Source organism: Mesorhizobium sp. AR10 (assembly GCF_024746795.1).
Taxonomy (GTDB): domain Bacteria; phylum Pseudomonadota; class Alphaproteobacteria; order Rhizobiales; family Rhizobiaceae; genus Mesorhizobium.
Genome location: NZ_CP080524.1, coordinates 5,522,338 through 5,543,194, shown reverse-complemented (window position 1 = coordinate 5,543,194; position 20,857 = coordinate 5,522,338). Strand labels below are relative to the sequence as shown.

Annotated in this window: 16 protein-coding genes and 1 tRNA gene; 8 read left to right on the top strand and 9 right to left on the bottom strand. The window is 62.0% G+C overall.

The annotated features are described in order from the left end of the window. Positions 1-40 precede the first annotated feature (40 nt). Positions 41-3,499 carry a chromosome segregation protein SMC gene (gene smc, locus LHFGNBLO_RS30630; protein ID WP_258603577.1) on the top strand — a complete coding sequence of 1,153 codons (3,459 nt, stop codon included), beginning with the start codon at positions 41-43 and terminating at the stop codon, positions 3,497-3,499. Between the two features lie 111 nt (positions 3,500-3,610). Further along, the gene (locus LHFGNBLO_RS30625; protein WP_319944191.1) at positions 3,611-4,597 is read left to right on the top strand and encodes an NAD-dependent epimerase/dehydratase family protein; all 987 of its coding nucleotides are present in this window, start codon (positions 3,611-3,613) and stop codon (positions 4,595-4,597) included. Between the two features lie 317 nt (positions 4,598-4,914). On the opposite strand, the gene LHFGNBLO_RS30620 is transcribed toward LHFGNBLO_RS30625, so the two are convergent. Both LHFGNBLO_RS30620 and LHFGNBLO_RS30615 read right to left on the bottom strand, forming a co-directional pair. After that, a tRNA-Gln gene (locus tag LHFGNBLO_RS30620) sits at positions 4,915-4,989 on the bottom strand. A gap of 118 nt (positions 4,990-5,107) precedes the next feature. Continuing rightward, positions 5,108-5,452, bottom strand: coding sequence for a VOC family protein (locus LHFGNBLO_RS30615; protein ID WP_258603574.1), 345 nt, complete (start codon positions 5,450-5,452; stop codon positions 5,108-5,110). A 207-nt stretch (positions 5,453-5,659) separates the two neighbouring features. On the opposite strand from LHFGNBLO_RS30615, the gene ppdK reads away from it, so the two are divergent. From ppdK to LHFGNBLO_RS30600, 3 genes are all read left to right on the top strand, one after another. Continuing rightward, entirely contained in the window at positions 5,660-8,347 is a 2,688-nt protein-coding gene (gene ppdK, locus LHFGNBLO_RS30610) for a pyruvate, phosphate dikinase (protein WP_258603573.1), read from the top strand. A 190-nt stretch (positions 8,348-8,537) separates the two neighbouring features. Continuing rightward, positions 8,538-9,641, top strand: a complete 1,104-nt coding sequence (locus tag LHFGNBLO_RS30605; RefSeq protein ID WP_258603571.1) for a glycosyltransferase family 9 protein — start codon at positions 8,538-8,540, stop codon at positions 9,639-9,641. 134 nt (positions 9,642-9,775) lie between these two features. Further along, positions 9,776-10,513: a polysaccharide deacetylase family protein gene (locus tag LHFGNBLO_RS30600; RefSeq protein WP_258603569.1), complete on the top strand. Its 738-nt coding sequence runs from the start codon at positions 9,776-9,778 to the stop codon at positions 10,511-10,513. 2 nt (positions 10,514-10,515) lie between these two features. Here the strand turns inward: LHFGNBLO_RS30600 and LHFGNBLO_RS30595 are convergent, their stop codons facing one another. Continuing rightward, positions 10,516-10,905, bottom strand: a complete 390-nt coding sequence (locus LHFGNBLO_RS30595) for a DUF427 domain-containing protein (RefSeq protein WP_258603568.1) — start codon at positions 10,903-10,905, stop codon at positions 10,516-10,518. A 102-nt stretch (positions 10,906-11,007) separates the two neighbouring features. After that, the gene (locus LHFGNBLO_RS30590) at positions 11,008-11,364 is read right to left on the bottom strand and encodes a hypothetical protein (RefSeq protein WP_258603566.1); all 357 of its coding nucleotides are present in this window, start codon (positions 11,362-11,364) and stop codon (positions 11,008-11,010) included. A 191-nt stretch (positions 11,365-11,555) separates the two neighbouring features. Between LHFGNBLO_RS30590 and LHFGNBLO_RS30585 the strand changes: the two genes are divergently transcribed. Both LHFGNBLO_RS30585 and LHFGNBLO_RS30580 read left to right on the top strand, forming a co-directional pair. Then, entirely contained in the window at positions 11,556-13,184 is a 1,629-nt protein-coding gene (locus tag LHFGNBLO_RS30585; RefSeq protein WP_258609970.1) for a fatty-acid--CoA ligase, read from the top strand. A gap of 176 nt (positions 13,185-13,360) precedes the next feature. Next, positions 13,361-14,146 (top strand): DUF1499 domain-containing protein, encoded by a 786-nt coding sequence (locus LHFGNBLO_RS30580; protein WP_258609968.1) that lies wholly within the window; start codon positions 13,361-13,363, stop codon positions 14,144-14,146. A gap of 3 nt (positions 14,147-14,149) precedes the next feature. Here the strand turns inward: LHFGNBLO_RS30580 and LHFGNBLO_RS30575 are convergent, their stop codons facing one another. Next, positions 14,150-15,058 carry an MBL fold metallo-hydrolase gene (locus tag LHFGNBLO_RS30575; RefSeq protein ID WP_258603565.1) on the bottom strand — a complete coding sequence of 303 codons (909 nt, stop codon included), beginning with the start codon at positions 15,056-15,058 and terminating at the stop codon, positions 14,150-14,152. A gap of 117 nt (positions 15,059-15,175) precedes the next feature. Between LHFGNBLO_RS30575 and LHFGNBLO_RS30570 the strand changes: the two genes are divergently transcribed. Beyond that, positions 15,176-15,769, top strand: coding sequence for a biotin transporter BioY (locus tag LHFGNBLO_RS30570; RefSeq protein ID WP_258603563.1), 594 nt, complete (start codon positions 15,176-15,178; stop codon positions 15,767-15,769). Positions 15,770-15,852: 83 nt separating this feature from the next. Here the strand turns inward: LHFGNBLO_RS30570 and LHFGNBLO_RS30565 are convergent, their stop codons facing one another. The 4 genes from LHFGNBLO_RS30565 to LHFGNBLO_RS30550 all read right to left on the bottom strand — a co-directional run bounded on the left by LHFGNBLO_RS30565 (position 15,853) and on the right by LHFGNBLO_RS30550 (position 20,401). Next, the gene (locus LHFGNBLO_RS30565; RefSeq protein ID WP_258603562.1) at positions 15,853-16,794 is read right to left on the bottom strand and encodes a UDP-glucuronic acid decarboxylase family protein; all 942 of its coding nucleotides are present in this window, start codon (positions 16,792-16,794) and stop codon (positions 15,853-15,855) included. Between the two features lie 651 nt (positions 16,795-17,445). Continuing rightward, positions 17,446-17,751: a hypothetical protein gene (locus LHFGNBLO_RS30560; protein ID WP_258603560.1), complete on the bottom strand. Its 306-nt coding sequence runs from the start codon at positions 17,749-17,751 to the stop codon at positions 17,446-17,448. A 133-nt stretch (positions 17,752-17,884) separates the two neighbouring features. Continuing rightward, complete coding sequence (locus tag LHFGNBLO_RS30555; protein WP_258603559.1) at positions 17,885-19,768, bottom strand: polysaccharide biosynthesis protein; 1,884 nt, start codon at positions 19,766-19,768, stop codon at positions 17,885-17,887. A 264-nt stretch (positions 19,769-20,032) separates the two neighbouring features. Then, positions 20,033-20,401 (bottom strand): hypothetical protein, encoded by a 369-nt coding sequence (locus tag LHFGNBLO_RS30550; protein ID WP_258603556.1) that lies wholly within the window; start codon positions 20,399-20,401, stop codon positions 20,033-20,035. Between the last annotated feature and the right edge of the window lie 456 nt (positions 20,402-20,857).

The window sequence follows — 20,857 nt, the reverse complement described above, 5'->3', positions numbered from 1 at the left end:
GCGCAACACTTTTGCGGAACCCACTTTTGGGGCGGCGCGAATGAGGTTTTCGCGCCTTCGCCTCCTTGGTTTCAAGTCCTTCGTCGAACCCGGCGAGTTCGTCATCGAACGCGGCCTGACGGGTATTGTCGGGCCCAATGGCTGCGGCAAGTCCAACCTCGTCGAGGCGCTGCGCTGGGTGATGGGCGAAAGCTCGTACAAGAACATGCGTGCCTCCGGCATGGACGACGTCATCTTCTCCGGCTCGGGAACGCGTCCGGCCCGTAACACCGCCGAAGTCACGCTTTTCCTCGACAACAGCGACCGCACCGCGCCCGCCGCCTTCAACGATGCCGATGAATTGCAGGTTTCGCGCCGCATCGAGCGCGAGGCCGGCTCGCTCTACCGCATCAACGGCAAGGAAGCCCGCGCCAAGGACGTGCAGTTGCTTTTCGCCGACCAGTCGACCGGCGCGCGCTCCCCGTCGATGGTCGGTCAGGGCCGCATCGGCGAGCTGATCCAGGCAAAACCGCAGGCGCGCCGCGCGCTTCTCGAAGAGGCGGCCGGCATCTCCGGCCTGCACACACGCCGCCATGAGGCCGAACTGCGGCTGAAGGCGGCCGAACAGAATCTCGAACGGCTGGACGACGTCGTCGGCGAACTGGAAAGCCAGATCGAAAGCCTGAAACGCCAGGCGCGCCAGGCCTCGCGCTTCAAGAACCTGTCGGCCGATATCCGCAAAGCGGAAGCAACGCTGCTGCATCTGCGCTGGACGCTGGCCAAGACGCAGGAAGGCGAGGCGCGTTCGGCGCTGGCGATTGCCACGGCCCTGGTGGGTGACCGCGCCGCATCGCAGATGAATGCCGCCAAGGAACAAGGCATCGGCGCCCATCGGTTGCCGGACCTGCGCGACGCGGAAGCCGCCGCCGCTGCCGCCTTCCAGCGCCTGTCGATTGCCAAGGCGCAGATCGAGGAGGAAGCCGGTCGCATCCGCGCCCGCCAGGCCGAACTCGACCGCCGGCTGCAGCAGCTTGACGGCGACATCGCCCGTGAGGAGCGGATGGTCCGCGACAATGCGGATATTCTTGAACGCCTGCGCACGGAAGAAGCCACGCTCAATTCCGAAAATGCCGGCGCTGCCGAGCGCGAGGCCAGCACCCGGGCAGTCTTCGAACAGGCAGCGTCGACACTTGCCTTGAGTGAAGAGAAATTGGCCGGCCTGACCGCCGAACGGGCCGAGGCCGCGGCTTCCCGCAACCAGATCGAGCGGACGCTGCGCGAAACAGCCGAGCGCCGCGACCGCTTCGCCCGCCAGCTTGCCGATGTCGACCGGGAATTGTCAGACATCGTCTCCCGCGTCGCCGGCCTGCCCGATCCCGTCGAGAAGCGGCTTTTGGTCGAACAGGCGCTGGCGCTGCTCGAAGACGCCGAGGCTGGCGCGATTGCCGCCGAACAGGCGGTCGTGGAAGCGCGTGCGGCGGAAAGTGCCGCCCGTCCGCCGGTTCAGGATGCCAAGGCCGAACTGGCGCGGATCGAGACCGAGGCGCGTACGCTCGCCAAGATCCTGAATGCAGCGAGCGGCGACCTGTTTCCGTCCGTTCTCGAACAGATCAGCGTCGAGCGCGGCTACGAGACGGCGCTGGGTGCGGCACTTGGCGAAGATCTCGACGTGCCGCTCGATCGCAGCGCACCGGTGCATTGGGGTGAAAGCGAAATCAAGCCCGGCGACGCCACTCTGCCCGAAGGCATCAAGAGCCTGGCCAGCGTCGTGCGCGCGCCGGCACAATTGGCCCGCCGGCTGGCGCAGATAGGCATTGTCGAGGCCGGCGAGGGCCGGCGGCTGCAGGCGCTGCTCGCGCCTGGGCAACGGCTGGTCAGCCGCCAAGGCGCGCTCTGGCGCTGGGATGGCTTTACCGCCAGCGCCGATGCGCCGACAGCGGCCGCGCAGCGGCTGGCACAGAAGAACCGGCTGGCCGAGCTCGACGCCGAGGCGGTCCATGCGACCCGCATCCTGCGCGAGGCCGAGGAGGTTCTTGCCCGCGCCGAGCAGGCGCTTGCCCGGGCGAGCGAGGTCGAACGCAACGCACGCCAGGCCGGGCGCGAGGCGCAGCATGGGCTGGACGCCGCCCGCAACGTGCTGGCCGACGCGGAAAAGGCCGGTGGTGAATTGTCCAGCCGGCGCGCCGCCCTTGACGAGGCGCGGGCGCGCATCGTCGACAGCCATGAGGAAGCGACGGCGGCATTCGCCGAGGCCGAGATGCTGCTGCAAAGCGCGCCCGATCTCGGCGATCTGCAATTGCAGCTCGAACAGTCCTCGGCCAACGTCGCCCGCGACCGTGCCGCGCTAGCCGATGCACGCGCCGTTCATGAAGGGTTGAGGCGGGAAGCCGAGGCGCGCATGCGCCGCCTCGACGCCATCGACACCGAGCGCCGCAACTGGCTGGAGCGCGCCGAAAACGCATCGACGCAGATCGCCTCGCTTGGTGAACGCAAGGCCGAGGCCGAAGCCGAGCGCGAAAGGCTGGTCGATGCGCCCGACGAAATCGACGCCAGGCGGCGCGCTTTGCTGTCGCAGCTTGCCGAGGCCGAAAGCCTGCGCCAGGCAGCGGCCGACCGTTTGCAGGAAGCGGAAAACCGGCAGTCCGAGCTGGACAAGGCGGCGACATCCGCAATCCAGTCGCTGGCCGAGGCGCGCGAAACCCGCGTTCGTGCCGAAGAGCGGCTGACCGCCGCCGACGAGCGGCGGCTGGAGGTCGAGGCGCGCATCCAGGAAACGCTGAACACGCCGCCGCATCTGGTCATCCGGCATACCGGACTGGAGGCCGACAGCCCGATGCCCGAAATGGCCGAGATCGAACGCCAGCTCGACCGGCTGAAGATCGAGCGCGAACGGCTGGGCGCCGTCAATCTGCGCGCCGAGGAAGAGCAGAAGGAACTGTCCGACCGGCTGGAGACCATCGTTTCCGAGCGCGAGGACATCATCGAGGCGATCCGCAAGCTCAGGCAGGCGATCCAGAGCCTGAACCGCGAAGGCCGCGAACGGCTGCTCGCCGCCTTCGACGTCGTCAATGGTCATTTCCAGCGGCTGTTCTCGCATCTGTTCGGCGGCGGTACCGCCGAACTGCAACTGATCGAGTCGGATGATCCCTTGGAGGCAGGTCTGGAAATCCTGGCCCGCCCGCCCGGCAAGAAACCGCAGACGATGACGCTGCTTTCCGGCGGCGAGCAAGCCTTGACGGCGATGTCGCTGATCTTCGCCGTGTTCCTGACCAACCCGGCGCCGATCTGCGTGCTCGATGAAGTCGACGCGCCGCTCGACGATCACAATGTCGAGCGTTTCTGCAATTTGATGGACGAGATGGCCGCCACCACCGAGACGCGCTTCGTCATCATCACCCACAACCCGATCACCATGGCGCGCATGAACCGGCTGTTCGGGGTGACCATGGCCGAGCAGGGCGTCAGCCAGCTGGTGTCGGTCGACCTGCAGGCGGCCGAGGCGATGCGCGAGGCGAGCTGAAACGTCAGCCCTGCCGGTGGCCTCAATTTCGGCTTTCGACTATAGCACCAAATGAAAATGGTCAGTTCCGTTTGCGGAACCCTGACGTGGCCTTGCGCGTGGAGAACCTTGTTGCCTGTACTGGTCACCGGAGCCGCTGGGTTCATCGGCAGCCATGTCTGCCATCACCTCCTGAACAGGGGGGAAGCGGTCGTCGGTGTCGACAACATGAACGACTATTACGACCTGGCACTCAAGCAGGGGCGGCTCGCCCGTCTTCAGCCGCATAAGGCGTTCTCGTTTCATCAGCTCGACATCGCCGAAGAGGGCGCGCTCAGTGCGGCTTTGGCGGGCCAAGGCATCAAAAGGGTCGTCCATCTCGCCGCGCAGGCGGGTGTGCGTCATTCACTCGACAATCCCAGGCTCTATGTCCGCTCCAATGTCGTCGGCCATCTCGAGATGCTCGAATTCTGTCGCGCCGAGCCGACCTTCGAACATCTGGTCTATGCCTCGTCGAGCTCGGTCTATGGCGGCAACCGCAAGGTGCCGTTCAGCGAGACCGATCAGGTCGACCGACCGGTTTCGCTCTACGCCGCGACCAAGAAGACCGATGAATTGATGAGCCATACCTACGCTCATCTTTTCGGTATTCCGCAGACCGGCCTGCGGTTCTTCACTGTCTACGGTCCTTGGGGCCGGCCCGATATGGCCTATTGGATGTTCACCAGGGCGATGCTTGAGGGCAAGCCGATCCGGGTGTTCAACAATGGCGAGATGTGGCGGGACTTCACCTACGTCGACGACGTGGTAAGGGCCGTGACGGCGGTGCTCGACAAGCCGCCTTTGGCTGAGGTCCCGCCGAGCAGGGTCTACAATGTCGGCAACAACCGGCCGGAGCGGCTCAGCGACTTCATCGATACGCTGGAAGGACTGCTCGGTGTAAAGGCGATTCGCCAGTATGAACCGATGCAGAGCAGCGATGTAGAGCGGACCTTTGCCGACATGACCGCGCTGGAGCGCGATTTCGGCTTCAAGCCGAGCGTCTTGATCGAAGATGGGTTGCGGAAATTTGTCGACTGGTACCGCTCGGAATGGCTGGCGGGAGCAGAAACAGGCTGATCGCCCTGAAGGTCATTGCGCTTCAACGGGCCGTATCAAATGACATAGCGATCGAGCTGGCAGTTAGCCCCCCTAACCTCGGGCAAGGCAGGCGCGCGAAAAAGCCCGCGTTCCGGGGGGACGGGAAGGCGGGCTCTTTGACAACCTAAGGGTTGGGCTTCTCAGGTCGGCTATCAACCCGCGAAGGGCCATTTCGGTTCCATCAGAGAATGCAAATCAAGCCCAAACGCTACGTCAAAAGACATATGTCTTAAGAATGCCTCGCGCTAGGCAACTGAAATCCCCACAAGTCATTGATCTTGTTGAAAAAATGAAACTGGCTGGGGCGCCAGGATTCGAACCTGGGAATGTCGGTACCAAAAACCGATGCCTTACCACTTGGCGACGCCCCAAGAAGCCGAGTCGCTTGTGCGGCGCGTTATTAGCAGAGCAGCCAAAAAGCACAATGGCCATGAAGGGTGGTGTCGGACGCCCGATTTCGCAGCCAACCCAGCCTCGACCGGGAATGTGCTACTCGCCCCAGACCGCCATTTCATTGCCGGCCGGATCGGTAAAATGGAAGCGCCTGCCGCCGGGGAATGAATAGATCGGCTTGACGATGGTGCCGCCGGCGTTTTCGACGGCGCTCAACGTTTCTTCCAGATCCTGCGAATAGAGCACTGGCAGCGGCTTGGCGGGAGCTTCGGCAGCATCGGCCTGAAAACCTCCGTCCAGCCCTTCGGCAAAGGCCGAATAGGTCGGCCCGTAGTCGGTGAACGACCAGGAAAAGGCGGCACTGTAGAAAGCTTTCAGCGTGTCCAGCGTGCCGCCTGTAGCCGGCAGTTCCAGATAATCGAGTTTTCCAGTCAGTTTCATAACGCCACTCCATATAGTGTTCTTGTTATGTTCTATTCCGTTACCTCCAATGTCGCAAGTCTTTTTGACGCAGCTTTTGCTTAATCGATTGTAGAGGCCGGCTGGCTTTGCCGACGCCTTGCCTTTCGCAGTGCAGCATCATATCGCTCGGTCGGACCACGGGCGAAACGCTCCAATCCTCCAATCTCCTGCAACCGGAGAGCACGCATGACCAAATGGGTTTACACCTTCGGCGATGGCGCGGCGGAAGGTCGCGCCGGCGACAGGAACCTGCTGGGTGGCAAGGGCGCCAATCTGGCCGAGATGTGCAGCCTGGGCCTGCCTGTGCCGCCGGGTTTCACCATCACCACCGAGGTCTGCAACGCCTACTACGCCAATGCCCGCGCCTACCCGGCGCCCCTGGAAGCCGATGTCGCGGTCGCACTCGACCATATCGGCCGGCTGACCGGACGCCGTTTCGGCGATCCGTCGAAATTGCTTTTGGTGTCGGTGCGCTCCGGCGCCCGTGCCTCGATGCCGGGCATGATGGACACCGTGCTCAATCTCGGCCTGAACGACGAGACTGTCGAGGCGCTGGCCGCCGATTCAGGCGACGCCCGCTTTGCCTATGACAGCTACCGCCGTTTCATCCAGATGTATTCCGATGTCGTCATGGGCCTTGACCACGAGGTGTTCGAGGAAATCCTCGAAGACCAGAAGGGTGGGCTCGGCCACGAACTCGATACCGAACTGACGGCCATCGAATGGCAGGGCGTCATTGCGCTCTACAAGGCCAAGGTCGAGGAGGAGCTCGGCAAGCCGTTTCCGCAGGATCCGCACGAGCAGCTCTGGGGCGCGATCGGCGCCGTGTTTTCGAGCTGGATGAACAACCGCGCCATCACCTACCGGCGCCTGCACGACATTCCCGAAAGCTGGGGCACCGCGGTCAATGTCCAGGCCATGGTGTTCGGCAATATGGGCGATACCTCGGCCACCGGCGTCGCTTTCACCCGCAATCCGTCGACCGGCGAAAAGATGCTCTATGGCGAGTTCCTGGTAAACGCCCAGGGCGAGGATGTCGTAGCCGGCATCCGTACACCGCAGAACATCACCGAGGCGGCGCGCATTGCCGCCGGCTCCGACAAGCCGTCGCTGCAGAAGCTGATGCCGGATGCGTTCCAGTCCTTCGTCACCATCTCCGACCGGCTGGAGCAGCATTACCGCGACATGCAGGATCTCGAATTCACCATCGAGCGCGGCAAATTGTGGATGTTGCAGACGCGGTCCGGCAAGCGCACCGCCAAGGCGGCGCTCAAGATCGCCGTCGAAATGGCGAGGGACAAGCTGATTACGAAGGAGGAGGCGGTCGCCCGCATCGACCCGGCCTCGCTCGACCAGTTGCTGCATCCGACGATCGATCCGAAGGCCGCGCGCGATGTCATCGGAATCGGCCTGCCGGCCTCTCCGGGTGCTGCCACCGGCGAGATTGTTTTCTCTTCCGGTGATGCCGAGGAGCTGAAAACGCAAGGCCGCAAGGCGATCCTGGTGCGCATAGAAACCAGTCCGGAGGACATCCACGGCATGCATGCTTCGGAAGGCATCCTGACGACGCGTGGCGGCATGACCAGCCACGCCGCGGTGGTGGCGCGCGGCATGGGCAAGCCTTGCGTGTCGGGGGCCGGCTCGCTGCGCGTCGACTACAAGGCCGGTACGCTGATGGCGATGGGATCGACGTTCCGCAAGGGCGACATCATCACCATCGATGGCAGTAACGGCCAGGTGCTGAAGGGCGCCGTGTCGATGCTGCAGCCGGAACTTTCCGGTGACTTCGCCGCCATCATGGAATGGGCCGATGCCGTGCGCCGCATGAAGGTGCGCACCAACGCCGAAACGCCGCTCGATGCGCGCATGGCGCGTTCCTTCGGCGCCGAAGGCATCGGACTTTGCCGGACCGAGCACATGTTCTTCGACGGCGACCGCATCGTTGCCATGCGCGAGATGATCCTGGCCGACACCGAAAAGGACCGCCGCACCGCGCTTGCCAAGCTGTTGCCGATGCAGCGCTCCGATTTCCTCGAACTGTTCGAGATCATGGCCGGCCTGCCGGTGACGATCCGTCTGCTCGATCCGCCGCTGCACGAATTCCTGCCCAAGACCGAGGAAGAGGTGGCCGAGGTGGCGGCCGCCATGAACGTGTCGCCCGACAAGCTCAGGCAGCGCACCGAGGCTTTGCACGAGTTCAACCCGATGCTTGGCCATCGCGGCTGCCGGCTTGCCGTTTCCTATCCCGAAATCGCCGAGATGCAGGCGCGTGCCATTTTCGAGGCCGCCGTCGAGGCCGGCAAGAAGGCCGGCGCTCTGGTGGTTCCCGAGATCATGGTGCCGCTGGTCGGCCTGGAGAAGGAACTCGATTACGTCAAGGCACGCATCGATGCCGTCGCCAAAAGCGTGATGGAGGAAACCGGTGTCAAGATCGACTATCTCACGGGTACCATGATTGAGCTTCCCCGCGCGGCCATCCGCGCCCATGTTATCGCCGAGTCGGCCGAATTCTTCTCCTTCGGCACCAACGATCTGACCCAGACCACCTTCGGCATCTCGCGTGACGATGCGGCTTCGTTCCTGGAGACCTACCGGCAAAAGGGCATCATCGAACAGGATCCGTTCGTGTCGCTCGACATAGAGGGCGTCGGCGAACTGGTGCGCATGGCGGCGCAAAAAGGCCGCGCGACGCGGCCGGACATCAAGCTTGGCATTTGCGGCGAACATGGCGGCGACCCGGCGTCGATCCGCTTTTGTGAGGAGGTCGGCCTCGACTACGTGTCGTGCTCGCCCTACCGCGTGCCGATCGCCAGGCTGGCCGCCGCGCAAGCCGCGGTGCAAGCTGCGAAGGCGGACGCGCAAAAGACGCTGTAGCGCTTCGATTCGCGCGCGATCCGAACTTCGGTTCGAGTCAAGCGCGACCGCCGGCAACGGCCGAGCCATCCAGGTCAAAGATTACAGTTTTGTAAGCAAATTCACGCGATTGTGCGCCTGACAGCACGCAATCCCGACAACGTTTCTGCCCAATTTTGCGGCCCCGAACCCGCCCGGTGCCCAGAAACAGATGTTACAGATTTCGTCCACAACCTTCCGTTCGATCCTGATCCTTCAGACAAAATTCATCGGCGATATCGTTCTCGCCTCCGCGCTCTCGAAAAACCTGCAGCTCGAATACCCCGGCGCCAGGATCGTCTTTCTTTGTGAGGCCCGCCTGGCGAATTTCGTGATCGCTCATGGCATCGCCTCGGACGTCGTCACCTTCAGGCGCGCCCGCATGCGTGGCAGCCCGCTAGAGCGAGGGAGCGAGCTCTATGCCATGGTGCGCAAGCTGCGCTCGTTTCGCTTTGATCTGACGATCGACCTGACCGATTCAAAGACCTCGCGGATCATCGCCGGCCTCGTCAATGCCAAGACCCGGGTGGGCTTCGACCCTCCCGAAAGGCCCTTGCGCTGGCTGGAGCGTCAGCCAGCCAATCTCCCGGCCAAGCCGTTTGGATTCGGCGAACGACACTATCTCTATCGCTACCTTTCGCCGCTCGAGGCGCTCGGCGTGGATCTGCGCGTGCGAGCGCCGTTCATTCGACCGCTGCCGCTGGAAACGGCAAGAGCCCTGGCATTGCTGAGCAAACACCATCTGAGGCGAAACGCCTTCATCGCGGTGCATGCCGGAGCGAGCTTCCGGGGGCGGCGATGGCAGCCGGAACGCTTTGCAGCTGCGATTGACGAGATTTCACGGGAGACCGGATTGGACTTCGTGCTTGTCGGTGGACCGGATGAGCGCAAGCCAGCCGAACAGATTGTCGCCAGGACCGTGTCGCCGGTCGTCGATCTCGTCGGGGCGTTGTCGCTGGAAACGCTGTTGGCGCTGTTGAAACAGGCGCGGCTGTTTCTCGGAAACGAGAGCGGCCCCATGCACATGGCGGCGGCTGCGGGAACCCCGGTTGTCGGTCTCTTCGGCCTGACCAGCCCAACCAGTTGGGGTCCCGTGGGTGTGCCCAGCATTGCCCTGCAACCCGCCATGCCATGCGACTGCGTGGCGAGCGACTTGTGCCGTTGGCCGGACCCCAGCAAGGCTTGCTGCGTCTGGCGCCTGGAGGTCGAACCCGTCGTCGCTGCGGTGCGTGAAATCCTGTCGCGAACACAAATGGACGTGAAGCATGCAATCTGACGTGACGCCCGCCGATGTGGGCGCGGGAGGCAGATTGTCGCGGCGGCCGCTTTTTGCGTGCGCGCCATCCCGATTTCCGCCTTGTTGCGGGTCTCGGGGTGACCAGCAATGACCTGCCGGTCTGGAGACCAAACATGCGCCTGTTCCAAAAGCACCTTTGCGCCATCGTCATGTCGATATGGGCTGTGTCTTCAACTCATGCCACGCCGCTTGTCGAGCCGACGCTGCACATCAAGCCGGAGGCAGGCAGTGGCCGTGTTGCCCTCACGCTCGATGCCTGCGGCGGTCAGACCGACACGAGGATCCTTTCGGCGCTCGTGGAAAACAAAATCCCCGCCACGATTTTCGTCACCGGCATCTGGCTGAAGCGCAACGCCGCCGCCGTCGAGATCATGCGGGCGCATCCCGATCTGTTCGAACTGGAAAACCATGGCGGCCATCATGTCCCGGCCGTCGACACACCGCAGAAAATCTACGGCATCCGCAGCGCCGGCAGTCCCAGTGCCGTGCTGGCGGAAGTCGAATCGGGTGCGGCAGCTCTCACGGGGACCGGCGAGCCGGCGCCAAGATGGTTTCGCGGCGCCACCGCCGAATACAGCCCGTCGGCGATCGCCATGATACGCAAGCTCGGCTTCAAGATTGCCGGCTTCTCGGTAAACGGCGATGGCGGTTCGTTGCTCGGCGCCAAGGAAACGGCGCGTCGCATCGCCGCCGCCAAGGATGGCGACGTCATCATCGCCCACATCAACCAGCCGACCCACGCGGCCGGCAAGGGCGTCGTGCAAGGCCTGCTCGCGCTCAAGACCAAGGGCCTCACCTTTGTGAGGCTCGACGACGCCGATGGGATCGGCAATGACGGCACCACAGACTGAGCTCAGTCCGGTGTGGCTTCGGTCGTCACCTTGTTGCGGTAGAAGGCGCCGTGATCGCGGATTTCCGTCATTTCGTCAAAGGGCCGCTCATACGCCCACATCGCATCCTTGCCCGCCTCTGCCGCCGGCAGCACGCTCCAGTAGCTCGCATCGCCCTTGTAGGGGCAATGCGTCGACAGTTCGGTTTTGCCGAGCTGGCCGAAATCGATGTCTGCGAACGGAATGTAGAGAACCTGGGGGTAGGGCGCTTCGGACAGCAGTTTTGCCCTCGTTGACGAGGCTATGACTGTTTCGCCGGCGCGCACGACGACAGTGCCGCGATAGGGCTCGATGGCGATAACCTTGCCGGGATTGCGTTGAAAGCCGGGCGCCGGGTTTGCGATTTGGTCCATGACGGGTTCTCCTTGCCCGGCCTGGGCAAGGGCGTTGTGCAAGGCTGAGGGGCCAAGTTCCAGCTTGGTCTCCCCTCAACCGGTTTTGTATGTGAGCAGCCGTCAGGCAGCAGCCTGAAACACGTCCATGAGGCCGGCATAGGCAGCAGCGATACCGGCGACCGGATTGCTGCTTCTCGATGCGGTCTCGACCTTCAGCGCGCCGCCGCCGGTCGGCAAGGTGAGAAGCAGGAACTGGCGATTGCCGCCGTCGCCGACGCATGCCGCGGCGACGTGCTGGCCTTCGCCTTCGTTCTGGACGCACATCTTGAACAGCAGCATACCGCCGACAGCCTCAAGGGCGCCGCCGACGACCTCGACGAATTCATCTTCGGAAACGGTTTGTGCATCCGGCACCAAATCGGCCAGACTTTCGGCAAGCGTATCTTCGAGAGCCTTGTCGTCCAGCTGCGCGTCCATGCGAACCTCTTTCATTTCGCCAATCGCACCCTGCCCGTTAATGAAGCTTAACGCCGACGATGGCCGGATTGTGGCGGTTTTCCCGGTCATTTCGATCAATGCACCGCTTCAACTGGCTGACGGCTGGACAATCCGTCGGTTCGTCCCACAATGGAACGAAAAGCATGACAACAGCACAGGGGAGGAACGTGATGCTCGGACTGATGCAGGAATGGCCGCTGCTTTGCCACAAGCTCATCGACAATGCAGAGCGGCAGCATGGCAAACGCGAGATCGTGTCGCGCTCGATCGAAGGCCCGATCGTCCGCACGACCTACGCCGAAATTCATCGCCGCGCCTTGAAGGTTGCCCAGCGACTCGAGCGTGACGGCTTTGGGCTCGGCGACCGCATCGCGACGCTGGCCTGGAACACCGCGCGCCACCTCGAGGCCTGGTACGGCATCATGGGCGTCGGCGCGATCTATCACACGCTCAATCCGCGCCTCTTTCCCGAGCAGATCGTCTGGATCATGAATAATGCAGAGGACAAGGCGATCTTCGTCGATCTGACCTTCATGCCGCTGCTCGAAAAGATCGCCGGTGCGGTCAAATCGTTGAAGCAGGTGATCGTGCTGACCGACAAGGCGCACATGCCGCAAACGGCGCTGCCCAACGTCATTGCCTATGAAGAATGGCTCGCCGAAGCCGATGGCGACTTCGCCTGGAAGGTGTTCGATGAAAGTACCGCCGCCGGCATGTGCTACACCTCGGGCACGACAGGCGATCCCAAGGGCGTCCTCTACAGCCATCGTTCGAATGTGCTCCACGCCATGATCGCGGCGATGCCCGACGCGATGGGCATATCCGCGCGGGAAGTGATTCTCCCCGTGGTGCCGATGTTCCACGCCAACGCCTGGGGTCTCGGCCAGAGCGCGCCGATGATCGGCGCCAAGCTGGTCATGCCTGGCTGCAAGATGGACGGCGCCTCGATCTATGAACTGCTCGATACCGAGAAAGTGACCTTCAGCGCTGCCGTGCCGACGGTGTGGATGATGCTGCTGCAGCATCTGGAGGAAACTGGCAAGAAACTTCCCTACCTGAAGAAGGTGGTCATCGGCGGCTCGTCTTGCCCGCGCGCGATCACGGCGAAGTTCCAGGACAATTACGATGTCGAGGTCATCCATGCCTGGGGCATGACCGAGATGTCGCCGCTCGGCACGCTATGCACCATGAAACCGGCATATGCCGAACTCCAGGGCGAAGCCCGGCTCGATCTGCAGGGCAAGCAGGGCTATCCACCCTTTGGCGTTGAAATGAAGGTGACCGACGACGACAACAAAGCGCTGCCGTGGGACGGCAAGACCTTCGGTCGGCTGAAGGTGCGCGGGCCGGCTATCGCCCGCGCCTATTATGGCGGCGTTGGATCCGAGCAGTTCGACGCAGACGGCTGGTTCGATACCGGCGACGTCGCCCATATCGATCCGGGCGGCTACATGCAGATCACCGATCGCGCCAAGGACGTCATCAAGTCAGGCGGCGAATGGATCTCGACCATCGATCTCGAGAATCTCGCGGTTGGTCATCCGGATGTGGCAGAAGCAGCCGCCATCGGCGTTCCCCATTCGAAATGGGGCGAGCGGCCCTTGCTTGTCGTCGTTCGCAAGCCGGGGAGGGAGCCGACCAAAACCGATATTCTGGCTTTCATGAACGGCAAGGTAGCGAAATGGTGGATGCCCGACGATGTCGCCTTCGTCGGCGAAATTCCCCATACCGCGACCGGCAAGATCCAGAAGATCACCTTGCGCCAGCAGTTCAAGGATTATCGCCTGCCGACGGATTGATGAATGGTGCGACTTTTCGACTTCAAGCCGGCCCCAAAACCCTCTAGAGCCCGTTCCATCCCGACGGAATCGGGATGGGGCTCCATCTCCGTGTTTGAGCATGATCTTCTCCGAAAACCGGTTCCCACTTTTCGGGATCATGCTAAGTGTCCGTTCGGGTTTGGGTGGTGCTTAAAATAATGGAAATTCCCGAGCGACAGACGTCGAGGGCGGCCGGCTGGTCGCGGCGGGCCGGCGCTTTTTCGGCGGTCCTGCTGCTGACCGTCCTTGTCGGCCATCGCTACGACCTGGTCGAAACGCCGGCTTTCCTGTGGGTGCTGGCGATTGTCGCGCTGCTCGCTGCCTTTGCGTTGCTCTTCGCCGGACTTGCCTTTTCCAGGCTGTGGAATTTCGGCGACCGCGGCGGTCGTGACCTGACCGTCGGCGCCCTGCTGGCGCTTCTGGTGCTGGCTCCCTACGGCATTGCTGCCTACCGGGCGGCGACCTATCCGCCGCTCCGGGACATCTCGACGGATTTCGACAATCCGCCGGCGCTCGACACGTCCGACCGGACCAGGGATATGAACGTGCTTTCGCCTCCCACCCCGGGCGAGCAGCGCCTGCAAACCGAGACCTATCCGCTTGTCACCGGGCGCAGCTATAATCTGCCTTTCGAGACCGTCGTCGATGCTGTCGAAACCGTGCTCGATCGGCGGGACTGGCAAGTTGCAGGGCCGTACCCCGAAACGGAAGGGCAAAGCGAGGTGACGATCGACGCCCTCGCCAAGAGCTTCGGTCTGGGCCTGCCTGCCGATGTCGCTGTCCGGGTGAGCGACGATGGCGATGCGGTCATCGTCGATATGCGCTCGGCCTCGCGCTACGGCCGCTACGATCTCGGCGACAACGCGGCCCGCATCGTCGATTTCCTTGCCGAGCTCGACCAGGAAGTCGCCGGCCAGGTGGGCGCGGCGCCGGCCGAATAATTTCTACGCCACGAGCACAAAAATGCCGTCGATGGCTGGGTCGCCATCGGTGCCGACCAGACCGCGCGCCACCAGATCTTCCAGATGGGCAAGCACGGACAGGCCGGCCGCCCCATGCAGGCGCGGGTCGGTATCCCTGTAGATCGCCGCGACCATGTTCTTGATCGTCCGGTCGCCGCCTCTGATCCGCTCCAGGATGGCTCGTTCGCGCATCTTGCGATGGGTCTTCAAGCCGCGCATGAAGCCGCGCGGCGCGCTCACCGGTCCACCATGACCGGGCAAAAGCATGCGGTCGCCGCGCTCAATCAGCCGATCCAGCGAGGCCATGTAGTCGGCCATGGCGCCGTCCGGCGGCGCGACGATGGAGGTCGCCCACGCCATCACATGGTCGGCCGGAAACAGAATGCCGGTTCCCTCCAGCGCAAAAGCCGCGTGATTGGCGGTGTGGCCCGGCGTCAGCACCGTTCTGAGTGCCCAACCGTCGCCATTGATCACGGTGTCGTCGGCCAGCGCGACATCCGGAACAAAGGCGGTGTCGGCGCTGGCGTCTAGCGGATTGAGCTCGCCGATGCGCAAGGGCCTCGCTGGGCGATGCGGACCCTCAGCGAGCACAATTGCGCCGGTGTGCTGTTTCAGCCGGGCTGCCAGCGGAGAATGGTCGCGGTGCGTGTGGCTGACGAAAATGTGGCTGACCGGCCTGTTTGCGATGACGTCGAGCAGTGCCTGAAGATGCGCGTCGTCATCCGGACCCGGGTCGATGACCGCCAATGTCTCTCGTCCGATGATGTAGCTGTTGGTGCCGTGAAAGGTGAACGGGCTGGGATTTTTGGCGGTGACGCGTTGAACGTCAGGCGAGACGGCTACGCCCTGGCCGTAGGACGGATTGAAGCTTGTATCGAATTTGAGGGCCATGGCGAATGTCGCTGAGCTCTGTTGCGTGAGACGGCAAAACCGATTGCCGCATAACACGGAAGCCAATATAGGAAAACGCGAGGCCGCACTCAGCGGCAATCCGGAATGGGGAAGACCATGGCAATTGCAACGACGATGCGTCCGCTTGTTTCTCTGGCTTTGCCCCAGGAGGGCGTGGCCCGCCTGGCGACGCAGCTTTTGCTGGCCATCGCAGGCACGCTACTGTTGACCTTGTCGGCCAAGACGAAAGTCGTGCTTGGGCCGGTCGACATCTCGATGCAGACGCTCGCCGTCTTGCTGATTGCCACCGCGTTCGGCCTGCGCCTCGGCGTCGCCACCCTGCTTCTCTACATGGCCGAGGGCGCCATGGGCTTGCCCGTGTTCCAGAGCACGCCGGAAAAGGGCATCGGCATCGCTTACATGCTCGGCTCGACCGGCGGTTATCTTGCCGGCTTCGTGGTCATGGCGGCGATCGTCGGCTGGGCCGCCGATCGTGCCTGGGATCGCCACCCGATCAAGCTCTTCGGTGCAATGCTGGTTGCCGAAATCGTCATGATGGCCATGGGCTTTGCCTGGCTGGCGCTTTTGATCGGCCCGGAAAAGTCATGGCAGTTCGGCGTCCTGCCCTTCATCGTCGGCGACCTGATCAAAGTTGCGCTCGCCGCAAGCCTGGTGCCGGCCGTCTGGTCGCTGCTGCCGAAACGGGCCTGAACCACTCAAAACAAAGAGCCGGCGGGCCTAGAGCCAGTTCCATTCCGATGGAATCGGGATGGGGCTATGGCTCTTTTTGATGATCATGCCGCTGCGAGGCGATGGCGGAAATAGGCAACGGTTTGCCTCAGCCCGTCTTCCAGGCCAACTTTAGGCTCCCATCGCAGCGACTTTCTTGCCAACGAAATGTCGGGGCATCTCTGCCTGGGGTCGTCCTGCGGCAGTGGCCGGAACTCCAGCCTGGAACGGCTGCCGACAATGGCAAGCACAAGCTCGGCAAGTTCGATCATCGTCGATTCGACCGGATTGCCGAGATTGACGGGACCGGTGAAATCCGCGGCCGTCGCCATCATCGAAAGCAAACCGTCGATGAGGTCGTCGACGTAACAGAAGCTTCGTGTTTGACGGCCCGTGCCATAGATCGTCAGTGGCTCGCCCCTGATCGCCTGCACGATGAAATTGCTGACGACACGTCCGTCATTGGGGTGCATCCGCGGACCATAGGTGTTGAAGATGCGCGCCACCTTGATCTCGAGCTGGACCTGGCGCCAATAGTCGAAAAACAGCGTTTCGGCGCACCGCTTGCCTTCGTCGTAGCAGCTGCGGATGCCGACCGGATTTACCCGCCCCCAATAGTCTTCCGGCTGCGGGTGGATGTCGGGGTCGCCATACACTTCCGAGGTCGAAGCCTGCAGAATTCTTGCCCCCACGCGCGCGGCCAGATCAAGCATGTTGATCGCACCCAGAACATTGGTCCTTGTCGTCTGGATCGGATCACGCTGGTAGTGAACCGGCGCTGCCGGGCAAGCCAGATTGTAGATCCCGTCGACTTCGATTTCGAACGGCAGCGTCACGTCGTGACGCATCATTTCAAACAATGGATTTGGTGACAGGTGGCCGACATTGTCCTGCGACCCAGTCAGGAAATTGTCGACGCAGACGACATGGTGTCCAAGTCCGACAAGCCTGTCGCACAGATGCGATCCAAGAAAGCCGGCGCCGCCGGTCACAAGCAATTTGGCCATGGTATTCCCGGGTGATGAGCAGAATGAACGATGTTTCCGAGGCGCCGTCTTCCGCTGTTTATCATTGGATCGAGGTTTGCCAAATTGCGATACCTGGTTGTCTTTTCTTCCAAGAGATAGCCACTAAATTGTGTGGGAATAAAAGAATGTAAAACCGGGGTACGGCATTTTACGGATAGGACATCTATCCTATTGATATTAAAAGGACAATATGGCTTGTGCGTGCTTTTTTGAAGTGACTGCCGACAAGTTTTTAGTCAGGTTTCGGCTTAGGGCCAAAAGCGATTATCGTGAGCTGGAAAAATCCGATCGGTCGACAGCGTTGGGTCGCTTGTGCAAGATCAAGATCGTCAGACCATATGACCCAGTTCCCAACGCTCGACCCGATGTGGAAGCTGATGGCAACGCTTCGCTCGACCGCGGGCGTGAAATGTCAGACGTTCATCGGTCATCCGACGATTCACTGAAGTCTCGCAACCTCAGCTTCCTCGTCCAGCATCGGATGGACAACCTATTGAAAGCTCACAATTAGAGCGGCAACGAACGCTGCGGCGATCTAGCGGCGGACGTGGTTCTGCCCGTCGTGCGAGCACGAGTTAGTAGCGAGCTAGGCGCTTTGCGGGAGCCTTGGGGGCCGTTGGGCGCTTCCTTCTAAATGCGCTCCGTGGCGTCGGATTCGCTTATTTCCCTCAAGTAAGCTGCCATGAAGCTCGGAGCGTTTTCTTTCATCCATTCCTGAGCAGCTTCGGCTACGCGCTCTTGCAAGATGCCTTCATCGATTCTGCGCTGATGATCCAACCATTCCATCAGCTTCTCCCAGAACTGGTCGGGCATTCGAACCTTGGAGCCGTCTGGCAGGCCGAGTTCCATCATCAACGGTTCGTCGGCCCCGCTCATCGTTCGCCGATGCTTCTGTTGCACCTGGTTTCTGAAGTGCTTCTTGGCTTCGATCGCCATTGCGGCCCTGAATTTGTTCCTGCCACTGCCCGTCGGCATCCGCAATACGATGATGTCGGACAGCGCATCGAGCTTTTCCTTAACAGCCCCTAGCTCTTGCTTCTGGTCCTGGTGGTCCTGGAACCAGCGAGGTTCAGTGCTTGCTCGGGTCCTCCCCGCTCATCAGCAGGTGAATGTCGCTCCCCGGAGTAAACTCCCCGACGGTCGATTTCAGAAGCCGTAGGGCGCCGGGCAAATCTTGGGCGTCGATCCTGCGCTTCATTTCGTCGAAGATGCGCACGATCAGCGCTCCCTCGATCGACCGTGGAGATGCGGCCAGGATCCCCGACGCACCGGTCCCGCTCAAGGTTTCCTTGTTGTCGAAAAGTTCCTCGTAGAGTTTTTCCCCAGGCCGAAGCCCGGTGTAGACTATCTGAACGTCGGTGTCCGGGCGGCGCCCCGAGAGACGGATGAGATTTCGAGCAAGATCCACGATTTTCACCGGCAAGCCCATGTCGAGAACGTAAATTCGGCCGCGCTCCTCCTGTCGCGCGCGGCTATGCGCCGCCGCCTGCAGGACAAGGAGGCAGGCTTCCGAAATTGTCATGAAAAAGCGTTCCATGTCCGGATGGGTAACTGTCACTGGGCCGCCGGCCCTGATCTGCTTCTCGAACAGCGGCACCACGGATCCGGCCGAGCCCAGGACGTTCCCGAACCGAACGGTGACGAAACGTGTGCCGTTGATCGCCGAGTCGAGATCCATCGCCTGGCAGAACATCTCCGCCATCCGCTTGGTCGCGCCCATGACGTTAGCGGGATTCACAGCCTTGTCGGTCGACACCAGAATCATCGTGGAGACGTTGGCACGAAGCGCGGCCTCAGCGACATTGCGCGTCCCGATCGCGTTGGTGAAAAGGCCTTCAAGCGGCTGAGCCTCAACGATCGGCACATGCTTGAGTGCTGCTGCGTGGAACAGCACGTCGGGTCTACGGGCCGCGACGATTCTGTTGACGGCGTCCTTTTCGCGCACGTTGCAGAGGGCAGCATGCAGCTCGAAGCTCGGGGGGGTGCCAGTGAGTTCAGCCTCGATAGAGTAGAGAAGGTGCTCGCTTGCGTCCACAAGAACGAGGCCGCGTGGGTTCAGGGCCGCGACCTGTCGTGCCAGCTCGGATCCAATCGAACCGCCAGCGCCGGTGATCATGACGGTCCTGCCCTCGATCATCGAGGCGATCTTGGGCGCATCAAGTTTAACGGGCGGCCGATGCAAGAGATCTTCCAGGTTGATCGGACGCGGCTCGATTTCAGCATCGATGCTTTGCATATCGAGAAGGTTCGGGAGCTTTAGGATTTCGACTTTCTGCTGCGCCGCAATCTCAACCAACGCCTCGATGCTGGCATGCCGCTGATAGTCCTCGCGCGAACGCGTCAGGATGACCGCTTCGGGCCGGCGCCCCTGGGCCTCGAATCGATTGAGGATCTGCGGCAGTCTTTCCAGCGGACCCAAGACTGGAACCCCGCGAATAGAACGTCCGGTCCTGCTACCCCGTTCGTCGATAATCGCAAGGACCTCGAATGAGGCGCTGTTCCTCTCCTTAATGGCCCTCAGGAAAGCGTCGGCGTTGTCGGTGGCTCCAATCAGGAGCACATGCTTGCCGGCGCCGCGATCGGCCAACCTACCCCGAGCGATGTCGTGTCGATTGCGATAGAGCCGATACGCGGCACGCGGCCCGGCTAGCAGCACGATCAGGAAGGCCCAGGCGATAAGGATCGAAGAACGGGGAATCGAGGCCAGTCGATCCAGCAGGAACTGGGCCACTGTGAAACCAGCGACGGACGCGCTAGCTGTATAGGTGATCGCCAGGAGATCCGACAGCGACGCATAGCGCCAAATACCACGGTTCAGTCCAAGCAAGAAACCGACACCGCTGACAACAAGCCCGAATAGAGCCGCCGCACCAAGGAAATCCGTCAAGCTTCGAACAACAATATCGAAATCAAGCCTCAACACGAGCGAAAGCAACATCGCGACAGCACCCATTATGCCGTCGTGCACCAGCGCCAAGCCCCGCAATACTATCGCTCGAGAAACTCGCCAAGACCGAGTCGTATTGTCTCCAGCTGAAACACGCCTTCGCCGTTTGTATTCTGCTGTAGACACTAGTTTAGACTTTCCAATAAAAGGCGGCGATCAACTCGATCCGTCGACGTCCCAGTGTCCGAACAGCCGAAGTCCGGTCGCTCGGAGCCGCAGTATAGGCTCTGGCGCTGACTTGTGCCACTAACGGCTGAAAATGGGAATGGTTCACGCGGCGATTGCCAATATTTCCCCGACGGAGGACTTGAAGTCAAGGCGACGGTCGAAGCGGGTGCGGTCGAACGGGATCTTGCCAATGTCGGAGGCCACACTGTCTGCGCGGTGCCGAAGAGGGCTGGTGATCAGCACAAAGGTATCGTCTCGACCTCGCAATGGGTAATCCGGGTCGCTCCTCAGCCTAGTGAAGTCGATCCTGATGTTGCTGCCACCGTGCAAGGTGGGAGGTCGTCCGAGGCGGTCGTAGTGGGTGCCCTTGGGGACGATGTGCTCGCCGTCGGGCGGCGCGCCGTGATCGTCGAGCCACTGCCGCATGTAGCTCCACACCTGATGGGCAGTGCCACCCCTGACCACGGCCATGTTTGCTGCCGCTCGCACCGCACACATGGTTTGCGGCGTAGCGCAGCGCGAGCACCTGATCTGCTGTTCTGTTCATCCGGCATATATAGCACGGCTACATGAGGTGGCCACGCACACCACAAAAGTGAACCATTGAAGGCGAGGGTGGAACTCCTGGCGCAGGTCAAGGCGGCCAAAAAACCAGCGGGATGCTCGCGAAGCTTATCCGGCCGAGGAAGATCATCGCAGAGGATGCTAGAAAGCTGCGCCGCCGCGGTCGCACGCCGCGCTTGGCTGCGACGAATACATCTTGCTGTTACAGTCGGCTGTCGAGCACGATCTGAGGCTCATGGAGGCGGAAATGGCTCTCTTTGCGAACGCTCCAGTCGTCGCCGCGCGGGCAACGATGTTGCGGTCAAACCATGCGTCTGCCGCTCCGTCCTCCGCGATTCGATGCCACACAAGGAATCACGCGCG